This window comes from Sphingobacterium sp. UBA6320, assembly GCF_002440335.1.
In the GTDB taxonomy this organism is placed as follows: Bacteria; Bacteroidota; Bacteroidia; order Sphingobacteriales; family Sphingobacteriaceae; genus Sphingobacterium.
In genome coordinates this window covers 38,205-55,832 of the sequence record NZ_DJTA01000012.1, presented here as the reverse complement: position 1 = coordinate 55,832, position 17,628 = coordinate 38,205, and the positions used below count along the sequence as shown (strand labels likewise).

The 17,628-nt window shown below is 38.1% G+C and carries 14 protein-coding genes; 4 read left to right on the top strand and 10 right to left on the bottom strand.

What is annotated here, in order from left to right; translation table 11 throughout:
- Window positions 1-10 precede the first annotated feature (10 nt).
- The 6 genes from B3P23_RS07430 to hutH form a co-directional block, all read right to left on the bottom strand.
- Window positions 11-625 (bottom strand): deoxynucleoside kinase, encoded by a 615-nt coding sequence (locus B3P23_RS07430; RefSeq protein ID WP_094771620.1) that lies wholly within the window; start codon window positions 623-625, stop codon window positions 11-13.
- Between the two features lie 18 nt (window positions 626-643).
- Entirely contained in the window at window positions 644-1,642 is a 999-nt protein-coding gene (trpS, locus tag B3P23_RS07425; protein ID WP_045753548.1) for a tryptophan--tRNA ligase, read from the bottom strand.
- A 293-nt stretch (window positions 1,643-1,935) separates the two neighbouring features.
- Window positions 1,936-2,895: a formimidoylglutamase gene (hutG, locus tag B3P23_RS07420; protein WP_293925278.1), complete on the bottom strand. Its 960-nt coding sequence runs from the start codon at window positions 2,893-2,895 to the stop codon at window positions 1,936-1,938.
- Window positions 2,885-4,903 (bottom strand): urocanate hydratase, encoded by a 2,019-nt coding sequence (locus B3P23_RS07415; protein ID WP_281047340.1) that lies wholly within the window; start codon window positions 4,901-4,903, stop codon window positions 2,885-2,887. The genes hutG and B3P23_RS07415 overlap by 11 nt, the downstream gene beginning before the upstream one ends.
- The gene (hutI, locus tag B3P23_RS07410) at window positions 4,897-6,153 is read right to left on the bottom strand and encodes an imidazolonepropionase (protein ID WP_094771616.1); all 1,257 of its coding nucleotides are present in this window, start codon (window positions 6,151-6,153) and stop codon (window positions 4,897-4,899) included. The genes B3P23_RS07415 and hutI overlap by 7 nt, the downstream gene beginning before the upstream one ends.
- Window positions 6,154-6,155: 2 nt before the next feature.
- Window positions 6,156-7,736 carry a histidine ammonia-lyase gene (gene hutH, locus B3P23_RS07405; RefSeq protein ID WP_293925277.1) on the bottom strand — a complete coding sequence of 527 codons (1,581 nt, stop codon included), beginning with the start codon at window positions 7,734-7,736 and terminating at the stop codon, window positions 6,156-6,158.
- Between the two features lie 282 nt (window positions 7,737-8,018).
- Here hutH and B3P23_RS07400 point away from each other — a divergent pair, with 282 nt between their 5' ends.
- Window positions 8,019-8,921 (top strand): LysR family transcriptional regulator, encoded by a 903-nt coding sequence (locus tag B3P23_RS07400; protein WP_094771614.1) that lies wholly within the window; start codon window positions 8,019-8,021, stop codon window positions 8,919-8,921.
- A 203-nt stretch (window positions 8,922-9,124) separates the two neighbouring features.
- Window positions 9,125-10,069, top strand: coding sequence for a homoserine O-acetyltransferase MetA (gene metA / locus B3P23_RS07395; RefSeq protein WP_045756094.1), 945 nt, complete (start codon window positions 9,125-9,127; stop codon window positions 10,067-10,069).
- Between the two features lie 124 nt (window positions 10,070-10,193).
- On the opposite strand, the gene mazG is transcribed toward metA, so the two are convergent.
- The 3 genes from mazG to B3P23_RS07380 form a co-directional block, all read right to left on the bottom strand.
- On the bottom strand, window positions 10,194-11,006 hold the full coding sequence (mazG, locus tag B3P23_RS07390) for a nucleoside triphosphate pyrophosphohydrolase (protein WP_094771613.1): 813 nt from the start codon (window positions 11,004-11,006) through the stop codon (window positions 10,194-10,196).
- A gap of 52 nt (window positions 11,007-11,058) precedes the next feature.
- Complete coding sequence (locus tag B3P23_RS07385) at window positions 11,059-12,546, bottom strand: PLP-dependent aminotransferase family protein (RefSeq protein ID WP_293925276.1); 1,488 nt, start codon at window positions 12,544-12,546, stop codon at window positions 11,059-11,061.
- Window positions 12,547-12,629: 83 nt separating this feature from the next.
- A complete protein-coding gene (locus B3P23_RS07380) occupies window positions 12,630-14,231 on the bottom strand; it encodes a Na+/H+ antiporter (RefSeq protein ID WP_293925275.1) in 1,602 nt (533 codons plus the stop codon).
- Window positions 14,232-14,496: 265 nt separating this feature from the next.
- On the opposite strand from B3P23_RS07380, the gene B3P23_RS07375 reads away from it, so the two are divergent.
- The gene (locus tag B3P23_RS07375; protein WP_094771678.1) at window positions 14,497-16,035 is read left to right on the top strand and encodes a SulP family inorganic anion transporter; all 1,539 of its coding nucleotides are present in this window, start codon (window positions 14,497-14,499) and stop codon (window positions 16,033-16,035) included.
- Between the two features lie 70 nt (window positions 16,036-16,105).
- Window positions 16,106-16,585, top strand: a complete 480-nt coding sequence (locus B3P23_RS07370; protein ID WP_293925274.1) for a DinB family protein — start codon at window positions 16,106-16,108, stop codon at window positions 16,583-16,585.
- Window positions 16,586-16,642: 57 nt separating this feature from the next.
- On the opposite strand, the gene B3P23_RS07365 is transcribed toward B3P23_RS07370, so the two are convergent.
- Window positions 16,643-17,602 carry a helix-turn-helix transcriptional regulator gene (locus tag B3P23_RS07365; protein WP_045753039.1) on the bottom strand — a complete coding sequence of 320 codons (960 nt, stop codon included), beginning with the start codon at window positions 17,600-17,602 and terminating at the stop codon, window positions 16,643-16,645.
- Between the last annotated feature and the right edge of the window lie 26 nt (window positions 17,603-17,628).

The window sequence follows — 17,628 nt, the reverse complement described above, 5'->3', positions numbered from 1 at the left end:
CCTATGTTGATTAAAACAAACCAAATAATTGGGATTCAATTTTTTCAACGATAGTACCTAAATCTTCTGGATTCTTTGTAAAATCTAAATTATCTTTATCAAGAATCATCAACTTACCTTCCTTGTAATTATCGATCCATTTATCATATTTCTCATTCAATTTGGATAAATAATCTAAACGAATGCCAGACTCATAATCGCGTCCACGAACCTGAATATTATTGACCAGGGTAGGGACTGAGGCCTTTAAATATATTAATAAATCAGGAGGTTTGATATAATGTATGATACTTTGAAAAATGTTACTATAATTTTCAAAATCACGCGCACTCATCAATCCCATATCATACAAATTTTCAGCAAAGATATAAGCATCTTCGTAAATTGTACGATCTTGGATCATATCAATATTTGTTTTTTGCAATTCGACAATTTGTCTAAAGCGACTATTCAAGAAAAAAATCTGCAAATTAAATGACCACCGCTTCATGTCAGCATAAAAATCCTCTAAGTATGGATTATTGTCTACTGCTTCAAATTGAGGTTCATATTTAAAATGATCCGCTAATAATTTTGTTAGGGTTGTTTTTCCGGCACCAATATTTCCGACAATAGCAATATGCATATTTTTGGGTTTAAATTCTTAATAAAATCTTTTAATACCTATGATCTCGCGCACCTCTTTCAATGTTTTACGAGCTGATTCACCAGCTTTTTCGGCACCTAGCTTAGCAACTTTAGCAATATAATCATTGTCATTTGATATATCTTCAATTCGCGAACGCACCGGTTCAGTCGTGTTGACCATATCTTCTGCTAGTTGCTTCTTAAAGTCACCGTACCGAATGGCGCAATTATTATATAAATCTTCAAAATGTTGTAAGGTATCAGCACTTGAAACCACTTTCATCAAATCAAATAAATTTTGAATAGATTCTGGTTTAGGTTGGTTCATTTCCGTAGGACCTGAATCTGACACAGCACGCATGACTTTTTTGCGAATCACATCTGCACTATCCGATAGATAGATGCAATCTGCTTCACCGTTAGATTTGCCCATTTTACCTTGTCCTGCCAATCCTGGTATTTTAACAAGTTTATCCGAATAACTAAAAGCAAACGCTTCTTTAAAGTAATCGACATCGTACAAGCGATTAAAACGATTACCAAATGTTCTGGTCATTTCCAAATGTTGCTCTTGGTCTTTGCCAACAGGAACTTTTGTACCATGATGAAGTAAGATATCACAAGCCATCAAAACAGGGTAGGTAAGCAGTCCGGCATTGACATTATCGGGATTGCTACGTACTTTATCTTTAAAAGCTGTTGCACGTTCGAGCTCACCTAAATAAGCATTCATATTCATATACAAGTATAATTCGGAGACTTCTGGTACATCCGATTGTACATATATTGTTGATTTTTCAGGGTCTATACCAGCCGCAAGATACTCCACAATCACTTGGCGAACGGTAGTTTGAAGACCGTGAGGTGTTGGGTGAGTCGTTAAAGAATGTAAATCGGCAATGAAAAAATAACAATTATATTCATTTTGCATTTTCACAAAATTGCTTAATGCGCCGTAGTAGTTTCCTAAATGTAATTTTCCGGTACTTCTAATACCACTGACAACAGTTTCCATATTGCTTGCGAATTTAAGTATAAATTCCTTAAATATTGTTCTGCTGACTTTTTCTTTTCCTTTTTTTCTTTTACTTTAATTTAGGTTAGGGTCAATACCGCTAGAGCTGCGGAAATACTTATTCTAGTTAACGATCACTAGAATAATTGCAACTTAAGGTTAAAAATAAAATTTCATCCATAACTTCATCCATTTTAATCGATCTCTACACTGTCGCTAGAAAATCCAGTTCAGTTTTCTAATTTTAGTAATATTTTTAGGCTTTTAGTAGGTCATTTAAAACTTATTGTTTGTTAAGCTATAACGAGCCTAAATAGTAGATCTGCCGCTAACTTGGCGGTATGATTATCATAATCATACTCTGGATTAAGTTCTGCAATATCTATACTTACGAGCTTTTCAGAAGCAATGATATGCGTATATATGTCAAGGAAAAATGCGTCGGGAACAATACCATTAAAGGCAGCCGCACTAACTCCTGGAGCATAGCTTGCAGCAAATACATCCAGATCTATTGTTAGATATAGATGATCAATCCCGCTGATGAATGCATCGATTTGATCTAGGATTACTTTTTTATTGCAATCCCGAAAATCTTGTGACTCTATCCAATTAATTTGATACTCTCTTGCGGTATCAAATAAAACTTGAGTATTGCTGATCTTTTGTATCCCAATAGGTAGGTAATTCAGCTGTTTTTCCAATTGTGCGATTTGATAGAAACCCGTACCTGATGTTGGGATTTCATGTTGCGGTTTCCTGATGTCAAAGTGAGCGTCAAAATTAATGATGCCAAGTTTATTCTTGTAATTAGCTTTGAGACCTAAGTAATGGCCAAAGGTGATTTCATGTCCACCCCCCAGTACGATCGGGAATCCTCCACGCTGTAGAATAAGGTGGATCACAAAACCAAGTGCTTCTTGGGAATTTTCCAGTTGCTTATCTTTGCAATGGATTGTCCCAGCATCAATCAGCTTCGTTTTCTTATTCCGAAATACAGGAAGGTTTGCAAGCGTTTGCTTTAAGATTTCAGGACCCTTTGCCGCACCGGGCCTCCCCAGATTTCGCAACACACCCTCATCACATGCAAAACCTAGTAGCACATAACTGCCGCTAAGATCTAGCTCATCCCTGAGATCAATGCAATGAATAATTTGATGCCATCTTAAATGCTCCTCTGTCGTACCATCTATACGACCAGACCATTTTTTAAACTCTGCCCGTTCATAATAAGTCCAATGCCTAGTCTCCATATTCTTCAAAAATTTGATTTATTGCTACAGTTTCAACACGATTTGCCAACGTTACTTTTAGCGATTTAGTTCTTGCCAATTCGACTTCAATAGCCTGTCTAGCCGTATCATTTCGAGCCCATGCACGACGTGCTATACCATTGTTCACATCATAAAAAAGCATATTTTCGAGTTTTCGATCTGCATCTTCAGAGCCATCCAACAACAAACCAAAACCGCCATTAATAACCTCACCCCAACCAACACCACCACCATTGTGAATAGAGACCCAAGTCGCTCCTCTAAAGCTATCACCGATGACATTATGAATAGCCATATCTGCTGTAAATTTGCTTCCATCATAGATGTTACTAGTTTCCCTGTAAGGAGAATCTGTTCCGCTGACATCGTGATGATCTCTTCCCAGTACAATTGGAGCACTTAATTCGCCATTTCGGACAGCCAGATTAAATGCTTTTGCTATTCGTATTCTACCGATCGCATCAGCATACAAGATTCGAGCTTGAGAGCCTACAACCAGTTTATTTTGGTCAGCTTGTTCAATCCATTTGATATTATCCCCCAATTGTTGCTGAATTTCGGCATAAGCTGTGTTTTGTAAGTCTTTTAGAACGTTTAATGCTATTTGATCTGTCGTTTTTAAATCATCTGGATCCGCAGAAGTACATACCCAACGAAAAGGGCCAAATCCATAATCAAAGCACATCGGTCCTAAAATATCTTGTACATAAGAAGGGTAACGGAAATTGATACCATCCGTTGCCATTACCTCTGCTCCGGCACGGCTACTTTCTAGTAAAAAAGCATTACCGTAATCGAAGAAGTACGTGCCTCGTGCGACATGATCGTTGATTGCCTTCACGTGACGAATTAACGATTGTTGTACTTCTCTTTTAAATTGTTCCGGTTTTTCCGCCATCAAGACATTCGACTCTTCAAAGGTTAATCCGATAGGGTAGTAGCCACCTGCCCAAGGATTATGCAAAGAAGTTTGATCAGAACCTACGGTAATCTGAATGTCGGCGTGCAGGAAAGATTCCCAGACTTCGATGATATTGCCTATATAAGCGATGGCAACAATTTGTTTGTCTTCAATAGCTTGCCTCACAAAAGTAATGAGTTCATGCATATTTTCTATTAATACATCTACCCATCCTTGCTCATATCTTTTGCGAGCAGCAGCAGGATTAACCTCTGCGCAGACGGTAATGCAACCAGCTATATTGCCCGCTTTAGGTTGTGCACCACTCATTCCCCCCAATCCCGAAGTCAAAAATACCTTGCCATGTATACTTTCCTCTTTTGACAATTGCTTTCGAAAAGCATTCATGACCGTTATGGTAGTACCGTGGACGATACCTTGGGGTCCGATGTACATATAGGAGCCAGCTGTCATTTGACCATACTGTGTCACACCCAGGGCATTATACTTCTCCCAATCATCAGGTCTAGAATAATTTGGAATCATCATACCATTGGTAATCACCACCCTTGGAGCATCTTTTGACGAAGGAAATAATCCCATAGGATGACCGCTATACATGTGCAGCGTTTGATTATCGGTCATTTGAGCTAAGTATTGCATGGTCAATACATACTGTGCCCAATTTTGAAACACAGCACCATTTCCACCATAGGTGATGAGCTCATGAGGATGTTGTGCAATAGCGGGGTCGAGGTTGTTCTGAATCATCAGCATGATACTTCGCGCTTGAAGACTTTCGCCAGGATAGTCCGCAATTGGTCTTGCATACATCGTATAGCTGGGGCGAAAACGATGCATGTAGATACGTCCAAATTGTACTAATTCTTGAAGAAACTCTTTTCCCAATTCGACATGCCAATCCATAGGAAAATAACGAAGCGCATTTTTTATCGCTAATTTTTTCTCTTCTTTGGATAAGATGTCTTTACGTTTAGGAGCATGACTTACACTCGCATCATAAGCAACTTTTGGAGGTAAATGCTTAGGTATTCCCTGTAATATTTCGTCTTTAAAAGTTAACATGTTTCATCTCCTTTCGTATAAATCAAAGTTCCTTTCTTCCATACCTGAATAGGTTTTAAAGTACCTTGGCTGTAAGTGATATTTTGATAATTATTGGTTTTGTAGACAACGAAATCAGCAAATTCTCCCTTTCGCAGTCTTCCCCGGTCGCTCAAATGGAGCGCTTGAGCAGCCCGGTATGTAATTGCGGCAAAGAGTTCAGCATTTGACAATTTCTCCGCAGTTGCTAGAATAGTAGCCTGTATCATGAGTTGACCCATTGGCGCAGATCCCGGATTCCAGTCAGTAGCAATAGCTAAGCAGGCCCCGCGGTCCAAGAGCTTTCGAGCAGGAGTGAACGCGCAACCGATACCAATTGACGCACCTGGCAATGCGACAGCAACAGTATGGCTATTTGCCAATAATTCAATTTCCAAATCGGTTGATGCTTCCAGATGATCTGCACTTACTGCTTCAAATCGAACTGCAACCGCAGATCCTGATGTTGAAAATTGATCCGCATGTACCGTGATGTCAAAGCCCATTTCTTTAGCTTTGCTGAAGTACTGTTCAATCTGATCGGCAGTGAAAGCACTTTTTTCAATAAAGGCATCTATTCTGTTGGTCAGCTGTTCACTTTTTAATACTGGGAAAAGCTCATGAGCGATTTCATTCAGATAGTCTTTACTGCTACCCGTATAGTCTTTGGGCTTCATATGAGCTGCTAGACAAGTCGGAATCAAGTCAACTGAAAGAGCTTGTTGTGCTTTTTTGATGGCACGCAGTATTTTTAGTTCCTCTTTGATGGATAACCCATATCCACTTTTAACTTCAATAGTGGTGATTCCTTGTGCTAATAATTCTTTTGCATAGTGGACGATATGTGCAGTCAAGTCCGATTCGCTGGCCGCTCGAGTATGCAGTACGGTACTCCAGATACCTCCACCTGATTCTGCAATTTCAAGATAGCTGGCACCAGCATTTCGTAATGCAAAGTCATTTGCTCGATTTCCAGCAAATGCTAGGTGCGTGTGGCAGTCGATATAACCTGGGACACATACGGTATCGCCTTCCATCAATAGCAGTTCTGCCTCGTTATGTACACTTTTTTTTAAATCATGATAGTCGCCAATCGCGACTATTTTACCGTCTTCAACCACTATGCCAGCGTTTTTCGCAATTTCGATCTGATCATCTCCTAACGCTCCTTTTAATGGCGTTTTATCAAATGATAGCAATTGAGAGAAGGGACCAATTAATATTTTATCCATTATTAAAAATTATTAAAATATTCGTGATGTAATCCGTGATAAGGCACATGTTGCTCCTCCGCTATTTGTTTTGCAACCTGCACCAAGCATCCTGAAGAAATAAGTTGTTGCGCAGCAGAAAGAATATCTTCCATCATTTGATCTTCCGTTATATGTGGTATCACTTTTCTGATTTCCTGATGCACTGCTTCCATAATAGCTGTCGATTGGAGTGGTTTATGAAAATCAAAAGCCTGTGCCGCACAGATGAGTTCAATACTCAGTATATTACCGACATTATTGATGACTTGTAGCAGTTTTCGGGCACCAATGGATCCCATGCTCACATGATCCTCTTGACCTAATGATGTTGGGATGCTGTCAGCACTGGACGGAAAACATAATCCTTTATTTTCACTTGCCAATGCCGCAGTACTATATTGTAAGATCATAAAACCTGAGTTGAGGCCAGTTTCTTTCAATAGTAATTTGGGCACATTTGGTGTATCACCTTCCAGTGAAAGATAGACGCGTCTATCAGAAACGTTTCCGATTTCAGAGATCGCCAATGTCGCATAATCAATGGGAAGCGCAATCGGCTGACCGTGAAAACTTCCCCCACTAATAGTCAATTCACTGTCGATGATAATCGGATTATCTGTTACAGAATTGATCTCAATTTCAATGGTATCTTTTAAATGTAACCATGCGTTGCGCGATGCACCATGTATTTGCGGAATACAGCGTAAGGAATAAGGATCTTGAACACGTGAACAATTATGGTGAGAAGTCACTATTTCCGAATCCTGTAATAAGTTATAGATAGTACTTGCTACATATTGGTTCCCTTTGTAAGGTCTAAGTTGATGGAGTTGTGCAAAAAAGGGTTTGATCGATCCATTTAAACCCTCTATCATCAATGTTGCAATCAGATCTGCATTTTCAAGTAAATTATGCATTTCTGAAACCGCTTTAACAGCATGTGCCGCCATAAATTGTGTTCCATTTATGAGCGCTAACCCTTCCTTGGCACCCAATGTAATCGCATTCGTTCTCAATAATGCTAATACCTCTGAAGTTTGTCGTATCTCATTTTGATACCAAACTTTTCCTAATCCAATTAGTGGTAAAAATAAATGGGAGAGCGGGGCAAGATCTCCAGATGCTCCTACAGATCCTTGCTTGGGAACGATCGGGACGATATCATGATCAATAAACCATATCATGCGTTCCAATGTGGTCAACTGAATCCCCGAATATCCTTTAGCAAGCGCATGCACCTTTAAGATCATCATCAATTTGGACAATTGCTTATCGATCGGTTCTCCGACACCCACGGCATGACTTTTTAAAATATTTTCTTGTAATTTTTTAGTGTCTGCAGGATTGATTAACGTAGTACACAACGGTCCAAATCCAGTATTGATGCCATACACTATTTTATTAGAATCAACTATATCTTGCACATATTGAGCGCTTTTTGCGACCCTTTCTATAGTTGATGCAGTGAGTTCTCCTTTAATACGTCCTGTCGCAAGTTGCATGGCGATAGAACAGGTTAATTGATCATTGCCGTATTGAAATATTTTTAGTTTATTTTCCATTGAATAAATTGTATTAAACGTGTATCCACATCTTTGGATAAATTTGCTGCACGCGACTTGATTATTTAGTTTTGAGCAGCCATATTATTTTAAGCTTTTTAAAATCATGAAGAATCATATTGCGAAATACAGTAAGCCTATTTTTTAGATTTCACGTACGCCGATTATACCATTGTCGCAGGATAAAAAATACTTTGCCCGCTATGATTTCATTCTATTATCTCAAATTTAACTGATATCTTTAATGATTATAAATACCAATTTTGACAAGTGTTGATTACTATGAGTTATCAAATAGAATTGAGGCATCTTTATTATTTTAAAGTCTTAGCAGAGGAATTACATTTTAGAAAAGCAGCTGAACGACTTTATATCTCTCAACCTGGGTTATCGCGCCAGATCAAACAAATGGAAGATATCTATCAGGCTGTTTTATTTGATAGGGGTAAACGCTATGTGCGATTGACCGGAGCAGGAGTATATCTAAAAAAGGAAGTAGATCTTTTATTCAGCCATATGGACAAGATGACACGTGAGCTCCGTATTATGGGATCTGACGATCTTACGGAACTTCGTCTTGGCTTTATTGGATCTGCTGTTCAATCTGTCCTTGCTAAAGTATTGGTCCATCTGAAACATGATTTCCCTTTAGTAGAAGTCGACTTGCAGGAACTATCGAATGAAATGCAGATTGCAAAGGTATTGAAAGAAGAATTAGATTTTGGATTTGTTCGATTAGATGATTTTCCAAAAGGAATTCATCATATTGCCATCGTCAAAGAGCACTTTTCTTTAGTTGTTCCAGGAGATTACCCCATTCAGCAGGCAAACTTTACCAGTGTGAGTGAATTCAAGAATGAACCCTTTATTCTTTTTTCAAAAGACTATAGTCATTCCTATTATGATTTAGTGATGAGCATTTTTAAAGATGCGGCATTTGATCCGCATGTAGCTTTACGTACAGTCAATGCCTTGACCATCTTTAATCTTGTGGAACAGGGGTTAGGAGTAGCGATTGTTCCAGCCTCATTAAAAAAAGGTTATACTTCAAAAGTGAAATTTATTGATTTAATCCATATTAAGCAAAGGACCACCTTATCATTGATTTATAATGCCAGTGTCAGCCATCCGGGAATTGATCTTTTCTTAAATGTGGTACAAAAGGAACTTAGTCTTTCTCAGTAAAACCGAATCTGAAAAAATCTAATAATCGATATTCTTGCCATCTATTATTTTAAGATTGAAAGGTACCCTCTGCGTGCTTTTTCTATGAGTCAAATCCCTGTTAAACAATATTTAATTGTTGTTATTATCAGTATTTGGGAGATTAGTAATTTAATTTTTTTTATATTTATACCCAAACTAAACCAAGGGGAGGGAGAAAGCATATGCCAGTAAAAATACCAGATAATTTGCCAGCTATTGAGCTATTAAAAAAGGAAAATATTTTTGTAATGAGCGATCTGAGAGCCAACGAACAAGACATTCGTCCCATGAAGGTGCTCATTCTAAATTTAATGCCGTTAAAAATTACAACAGAGACCGATTTTATTAGATTATTGTCAAATAATCCATTGCAGGTTGAAGTCGAATTTTTACGATTGGATACTCATATGTCTAAAAATACTCCTCAGGAGCATTTAGAGCTATTTTATAAGTCTTTTTCAGCAATAGAAGATCAGTATTATGATGGTATGATCATTACAGGTGCGCCTGTCGAGATGATGCCTTTTGAAGAAGTTAACTATTGGGATGAAGTCACCCGTATTTTCGACTGGGCAAAAAAACACGTCACTTCAACCTTATATATTTGCTGGGCATCACAAGCGGCACTCTATCACTTTTATGGAGTTGAAAAAAGCCCATTGGCTGAAAAGCTATTCGGCGTGTTTAAGCATACCACTTTAGATAAAACCAATCCATTATTCAGAGGCTTTGACGATGAATTTTTCATCCCGCACAGTAGACATACCACGATATTAAAATCAGAAATTGAAAATAAACCAGAAATTGAATTATTGTCCGAGTCGCCAGAAGCAGGCTTAGCTATTTTATCATCACGCGGTGGAAGAGAATTTTATTTGACAGGACATTCCGAATACGCTCCCTTGACTTTGCATACAGAATATATGCGTGATGTAGAGAAAGGGCTCGAGATAGAGGTTCCAGATAATTACTACTTAAACAATGACCCAGCTCAAGGACCTTTGGTCAGATGGTCAGGACATGCTAATTTGTTGTTTAATAATTGGTTGAATTATTATGTTTATCAAGAGACTCCATTCGATCTCAACGAACTGGAAACATTAGAAGATATTAAAAGACAAAACTAATCTCAAGTTTAATCATAAAGTAAAAAAGCCTTAAAATATAGCAGATCATATCCGCTATATTTTAAGGCTTTTTTTTATCTATAGTGAGTTTTACATATCAAAAAGATCCGAAAGTTCAGGCTTATTACGATTTCGCTAATTTTTTCGCCTCATTCCAGTAGACGTCCATTTCCTCCAAAGTCATATCCTGTAGGTTCTGTCCATTTTCACCTGCTCTTTGTTCGAGATAAGTAAAGCGGCTGATAAATTTTTTATTTGTACGCTCCAATGCATTTTCAGGATTAATACCAATATGCCTTGCATAATTTATTAATGAAAATAGCAAATCTCCAAATTCACCTTCTGCTTTATCGAGATCTGATTCTTCTGGTTTGTCAATATCGTACTCAGCCTTAAATTCAGCTAATTCTTCCTCCACTTTAGCCCAGACTTCCTTCTTGTCTTCCCAGTCAAATCCTACTCCACGAACTTTATCTTGGATCCGATACGCTTTTACCAAAGCAGGCAGACCATGAGGTACACCAGATAATACAGATTTGTTTCCCTCTTTTAGCTTAAGCGTCTCCCAGTTTTGTTTTACTTGATCCTCATTCTCCACATTGATATCGCCATATACATGCGGATGACGGCTGATCAGCTTGTCACAGATGCCATTTAAGACATCCACAATCGTAAAGCGATTTTCTTCTTCCGCGATACGGGCATAAAATACCAAGTGCATCATCACATCACCCAATTCTTTTTTGATCTCTGGGTAATCTTCGTCCAAAATAGCATCTGTAAGTTCATAGAGCTCCTCGATCGTGAGGTGACGCAATGATTCCATCGTTTGTTTTTTGTCCCAGGGACAAGCTACACGAAGCGTATATAAGACATCTAATAATCGTTGAAAAGCAGTTGCTGGAGTCGACTCGCTAGCAGGAATGGGATAGCTCATAGTGAAAAATTTAATGTAAAATTAGGGATTTAATGATGAAAAATACAAACTTCTATATTATTCTGGCTAGTGACTCAGCAAGGATGGTGACGCTTTTTTCCATTTCTACTTCATTCAAATTGCCAAATCCTACTCGTATTGCTGTCATATCCTTCGCTTGGTACAAGATAGTTTTAGGTAAAAATAGATTCGCCCTTGCGCATTCCTTTCTCAACTGGATTAAATTTATATTTTTAGACCAATTGGTCCAAAGTGCAAGTCCGCCATTAGGGATCTCAAAATCTACATATTCATGCAGGTCACGGGCAAATAAATAACTCATATAATTGCGTCTTTCTTTATAAAGTTTTATCGATTTTTTTAACGATCGGTGTATTTCACCTTCCTCTATCAGATCGCTTAGCACTTGTTCCATCACAAAATCACCTTGATGATCCATCATATTTAACAGCTTTTGTAGCTCTAAAATCAGATTTTCAGGAGCGACGATAAAGCCAGTTCTAAAGCCCGGTGCTAACGATTTGCCAAAGCTGCCGGTGTAGATGACCATACCATCATAATCTACAGTCGCCATGGGCATAAGGGGAGCCTCATTATAATGAAACTCATAATCATAATCATCTTCAATGACCGCAAAACCATATTGGGAAGACAGATGTAGTACCGCCGTTCTTCTCTGCGGGCTCAGCGTTACTGTAGTCGGATAATGATGATGCGGAGTAAGATAGAGAAGTCTTATTTTGTGTGTTTGACAGATCTGCTCAAGAGCTTCGATCACAATACCATCATGATCTACAGGTATAGATTTAATTCTTGCACCAGCTTGCTGAAAAATCATATTCGCTGCAAAATAACTGGGCTGACCGACAATGACCAGATCATGCGCTTGCAAGAGAGTTTGAGCAATGATATAAGTACTCATTTCGACAGAGCGCGTTATTAAAAGATTTTTAGGTTGGATGTGTAACCCTCTGCTTTGGTTTAAAAAGTTGCACAATTGTTCTCTAAAAGATGCCGGTCTGTTTTGGTCGATGGAACCTAGATATTTTAAGTTTTTTTTTCGCTTTAAGTTTGCCGTATAAAATTTGGATAGCTGGTAAATGGGAGAAAGCCTGCTGTCGGCAATACCATCATCAAATTTCAGTACACACATACTGGTTTCGAAAGGATTTTCTAATATGGTGCTCTTTTCAAATTCATAACCTGTCTGCCCAGCATACTGTTTCTGTACTACTGTACCAGATCGTTCGATATTTTTCTTTGCTTTCGTAGAATTTTTAAGAACAAACGATCCAATGTTCGCTTTGACGTCAATCCATCCTTGTGCCTCAAGTTCCTGCAAAGCTGCTACGACGGTGTTACGATGGATGGATAAAGTGTGAGCCAGTTGTCGGCTCCCTGGTAATTTCGTTCCGATAGGTATAAAACCTCGTTGGATAGCCTGAATAATTTGCTGTGCCAATTGTACATAAATAGCAGTGCTATCCTGTCTATTTAAGTGGATAAAGCTATTAAAAGGAATTTGCCCCGGACTATTCATTTGCCATATAAATTGAATTTATCAAATAGTCCGGAAAGTTAAGTATTATTACTTTATTGTCGGCACCAGAGTTTAGGTTTCTACTATTTACGTTTTAATCTTGATTCTTCCAGATCAAGCGTATATTCTAAGTCTTTGATAATACTACTATCATAATGCTTTTCTTCACGTATTTTATAAAGTCCATTTCTTCTAATGGCAACAATTTCTAACATGATTTTATTATAGAGACTCCTTACCGCAGTCAATTGAGCACAGTTATCATCCTGTTTTGCACTTTCAGAAACCGAGATACTTCTTTGTAATTGCTCTTTTATTCGCGCAATTGTTTCATATTCTTCCATTTCTTTGCTATAATTCTGATCTAAATATGCGATAGATTCTTTTGCTAACAATACACGAATTTCGTCGATCTGATTTTCGACAGGTTCCTCAATATCAATTTCATCTATCTTGATAAGTTTTATTAAAATAGGAAGCGTCAATCCCTGAAAAACTAATGTAATCAAAATAACAACGAAGGTGATAAAGAGAATTAAATTGCGATGCGGAAAAGGGTCTCCATTATTTAAAGTTAATGGTATTGCCAATGCAGATGCAAGAGAAACAACACCACGCATGCCCGCCCAGCCTACGATCAAAGGTAATTTCCAACCTGGACTCTTTTCTCTAACCCTTATTTTTTTGGATAACATGCGAGGAAGAAATTCGGATAGATATACCAATACTATACGCAGCACGATAACAATAGCACTAATGATTAAAGCATAGTTAATCGCCTCTCCTTGAGAATATGCTCCTAATCCGGCCACAATGACCGGTAATTCCAGTCCGATCAAAATAAATACAAATCCATTCAATAAAAAACCTAAAGTAGCCCAAACTTCTTTGGTTTGGATGCGGGTATGATAGTTCAGATAGTCACCAGAACGAAAGGATAAAAACAATCCGCCGCTCACGACTGCCAATACACCAGACCAGTGGAAATGCTCTGCCACGATATACATGATATAGGGAGCTATCAGTGTGATAGGAGTGGAGATGCTGGAAGATTTAGCGACGTAGCGTAAAAATAAATATAAGATATGTGCGACAGCCAAACCTACGACAACACCCATGATGGATAATACCACAAATTCTGATGCTGCTTTCTGAAACACAAATTGACCAGTCAGAATAACAGCAACCGCAAATCTAAATACAGTTAGCGAAGCAGCGTCATTGACGAGACTTTCACCTTCTAATAATGTGATACCTCGCTTTGGAATTTTGACCCCCTTCAATACCGATGTCGCTGCAACAGCATCTGGAGGAGAAATAATGCCCCCTAACAAAAATCCCAATGCAAGGGTAAATCCAGGAATAATATTGACAGAGAAATAAGCGATCGCAATCGAAGTAAAAAATACTAGTCCAAAGCCTAAACTTATTATCGATCGACGCCACTTTTTTAGGCTATCCCAGTTCGTATACCAAGCCGCTTCAAAAAGTAGGGGTGGTAAAAAAACTAAAAATACCAAATCAGGATTGATGCTTATTACAGGCATTCCTGGGATAAGTGATATTCCTAAACCTCCAATAACCAATAAAATGGGATAAGAGATTTTTATTCTTTGACTGATCACAAATAGCATCGCCATCACAAAAAATAATGATAATACTAATAAGACATTCTCCTCTATCATGAGTTTTTAATTATTACTGAACGGGTTCTAAATTTAAGATACAAAGTTAAAAACATTCATTTATTGTATTCTATAAGATCGGTATAAAATATTCCTGGACATTATTTTGAGTGATTTTTATTTTCATCTCTTCATCTACTCATGATTTCAATACCCTTACTGACAGATACAAGCCTCTGCAGCCCTTATCTCTGAGAGATATCAAAAAGAATATAAAATCCGTAAGTATCTGCGGATGCTTGTGTATTTTTGCAAAAAAAAATTAATGAGTGCACTACTTCGATATTTAAATCCACATGGGAAAATCAATTACAGGGTAGAGATTTTAGCTGGATTGACTGTTGCGATGACGATGATTCCCGAATCGTTGTCTTTTGCCATACTAGCAGGACTTTCTCCTTTAACAGGGTTGTATGCTGCTTTTATAATGGGTATCGTGACCGCTGTTTTAGGCGGTCGACCGGGTATGATATCGGGAGGAGCAGGGGCTACAGTTGTCACCCTGATCGCCTTGATCAGTATGCATGGTGTAGAATATTTATTTGCAACAGTTGTATTGGCGGGTATTATTCAGTTTCTTGTAGGCGCTTTTAAATTTGGGAAGTTTGTGAGACTGATACCACAACCCGTGATGTTTGGTTTTTTAAATGGGTTAGCAGTTATTATTTTTATGTCGCAAGTGGAGCAGTTTAAGACAGTCGATGCCTCGGGAGTCACGCATTGGTTGTCTGGACCATCTGCCTATATCATGCTCGGTTTGACGCTATTTGCAGCATTTGTCGTATATGTATTTCCTAAAATATCAAAAACTATCCCAGCTTCCTTAATCGCGATATTGGCGACTTTTTTAGTGGTATATATCTTCCGCATCGATACCAAAACGGTAGGTGATATCGCATCTGTAAAAGGAAATTTACCCGCGTTCCATATACCAGAATTACCCTTCAGCTGGGAAACTTTGATGATTATCTTTCCATTTTCACTGATTATGGCTTCAGTAGGGCTCATTGAGTCCTTGTTGACCTTATCGATGGTGGATGAGTTGACCAATACAAAAGGCAATGCCAATAGAGAGGCAATGGCGCAAGGTGCAGCTAATCTGGTCAATGGTTTCTTTGGAGGGATGGGCGGTTGTGCCATGGTCGCACAAACCTTGGTCAATATCAATGCAGGGTCTCGGTCACGTTTGTCAGGTATTATTGGTGCGCTGACTATTTTAACCATTATTTTAGTCGCATCCCCATTGATAGAACAAATACCCATGGCAGCATTGGTAGGCGTGATGATGGTCGTCGCTATTGGCACTTTTCAATGGGTTTCTTTCCGTATTATCACCAAGATGCCAAAGTCTGATATTTTTGTGGGTATGTTGGTTGCTTTGATTACGATTGTACTCCACAACTTAGCGTTAGCTGTTCTCGTTGGAGTAGTTATTGCCGCATTGGTATTCGCCTGGGATAATGCGAAGCGTATCCGTGCCCGAAAAACAATTGATGCAGCAGGAAATAAAGTATATGAAATATATGGACCTTTATTTTTTGGATCGGTAACAGGATTTTTAGAAAAGTTTGACATAAATGATGATCCTCAATATGTGATTGTTGATTTTAAAGAAAGTAAGATCACCGATATGAGTGCTATTGATGCGGTCAATAAACTTGCGGAGAAATATCAGAGTCAATCCAAAATACTCCGATTGCGACATTTGAGTGAAGATTGTAAAGCGATATTGAAAAAAGCAGACAGCCCTGTACTCATCGAGACTTCTGAAAACGATCCCACTTACCGGGTCATGCCTAAATAATTTTTTTGCTACTGACAATAGGCTGTCAATATCCCCGCTATTTTTGAAGTATCAATTTAAAATAAGCGATATGAATACAGTAGCAATTATTTCGAAAGAAGAATTATTAAAGCATTGGTTGGGGCATAGAAACCTGACTAAAAGAACCATTGAGAAATTTCCTGAAGCAGAACTTTTCAATTATGCCGTACCAGGTATGCGTACATTCGGTGAAATGGTCAATGAGCTCATCTCGATTGCAGTTCCGGGTTTGAAAGGTATTGTTCATAAACAGGTAGAAGCATATACCGAAGGAATGAAATACACGACTAAGGCGGACATATTAGCCGTTTGGGACCAGCATACAGAAGAACTTAAAGAATTATGGTCACAATTGAAAGAGGATGAATTTCATCAGACATTTAATTTATTTGGTCAATATGAATTCCCTATTATTGATAATATCTTATATTTTATAGATAACGAAGTGCACCATCGCGGGCAGGGTTTTGTATATCTACGAGCATTAGGCTTTGAGCCTCCATTTTTTTGGGACCGTTATACCAAATAGAAAATTTTTAATCATCAATACTTCCGAAAAGGCGAAACACTTTTTTGGAAGTATTGATTATGTCAAGCGTTTGATCTGTAATTGTAGCAGAGATTTGACCGTATCTTTAAGCGATTGTGGACTGATGATATCAGCACGATCACCAAACATAAGAAACCATCTTGCAAAACCCATATCTGCATTTTTTACATCAAAAATCATTTCAATACGATCACCTTTAATGCTTTCTTCCTTAAAACCAAAATATTTGCGTTCCCAATGTAGATAATGGGCAAAAAGCCGATCGACCTGTATAACCACTCTAGTAATTATTGCATCCAATTCTCGTTCAGCTAAATACTCTTCCAACGGGGGATGCTGTTTAAACTGCATCTGATCCAATATTTTGATATCCGAAATACGGTCGCTTCTAAATTGACGGTAATCATTTCTAACTAAACAAAAAGCATAGATATACCAATGATTACTTTCATGGAATACCCCGATAGGTTCGATTTCCCTAATAGTAATATCAGATTGATAAGCTGCCTGATAACCAATTTGCAATACATTTTTCTGTGCGATACACTGGAAAAGCAGGGTTAGCGTATTGGGTAAAGCTTTATTTTGTTGATTGTGCCCAATCGATTTCATGACGACATGTTTGTCGATAGTCTCCATCCAATCTTTATCCGAACTTCGGATAATTGCCTTCAATTTAAACAAAGCCGAAGAGAAATGATTCTTCATTTCCTGATCAATAAATTTGAATACCAATTTTTCTGCAGCCACAAAACTCGAAATCTCAGCCTTAGAAAACATCATAGGCGGTATTTTGTAACCATCTACCAATTCATAACCTAATCCAGCTTCACCGATAATCGGTATTCCGGCAGCAGTCAGACTTTTTACATCTCGGTAGATGGTACGTAAACTGACTTCAAAACGGTTTGCCAGCTCTTGTGCCCTGACCGTTTTTTTTGATTGGAGTTGAATTAAAATTGCAAGAATGCGATCAAATCGATTGAGTTGTTCCACTTTAAAATCTTCTTCTGAATGCTATG

Coding starts and splice junctions, on each gene's coding strand:
- B3P23_RS07430 (WP_094771620.1), bottom strand. CDS start 625: ATGCATATTGCTATTGTCGGAAATATTGGTGCCGGAAAAACAACCCTA.
- trpS (WP_045753548.1), bottom strand. CDS start 1,642: ATGGAAACTGTTGTCAGTGGTATTAGAAGTACCGGAAAATTACATTTA.
- hutG (WP_293925278.1), bottom strand. CDS start 2,895: ATGGAGACTAGGCATTGGACTTATTATGAACGGGCAGAGTTTAAAAAA.
- B3P23_RS07415 (WP_281047340.1), bottom strand. CDS start 4,903: ATGTTAACTTTTAAAGACGAAATATTACAGGGAATACCTAAGCATTTA.
- hutI (WP_094771616.1), bottom strand. CDS start 6,153: ATGGATAAAATATTAATTGGTCCCTTCTCTCAATTGCTATCATTTGAT.
- hutH (WP_293925277.1), bottom strand. CDS start 7,736: ATGGAAAATAAACTAAAAATATTTCAATACGGCAATGATCAATTAACC.
- B3P23_RS07400 (WP_094771614.1), top strand. CDS start 8,019: ATGAGTTATCAAATAGAATTGAGGCATCTTTATTATTTTAAAGTCTTA.
- metA (WP_045756094.1), top strand. CDS start 9,125: ATGCCAGTAAAAATACCAGATAATTTGCCAGCTATTGAGCTATTAAAA.
- mazG (WP_094771613.1), bottom strand. CDS start 11,006: ATGAGCTATCCCATTCCTGCTAGCGAGTCGACTCCAGCAACTGCTTTT.
- B3P23_RS07385 (WP_293925276.1), bottom strand. CDS start 12,546: ATGAATAGTCCGGGGCAAATTCCTTTTAATAGCTTTATCCACTTAAAT.
- B3P23_RS07380 (WP_293925275.1), bottom strand. CDS start 14,231: ATGATAGAGGAGAATGTCTTATTAGTATTATCATTATTTTTTGTGATG.
- B3P23_RS07375 (WP_094771678.1), top strand. CDS start 14,497: ATGAGTGCACTACTTCGATATTTAAATCCACATGGGAAAATCAATTAC.
- B3P23_RS07370 (WP_293925274.1), top strand. CDS start 16,106: ATGAATACAGTAGCAATTATTTCGAAAGAAGAATTATTAAAGCATTGG.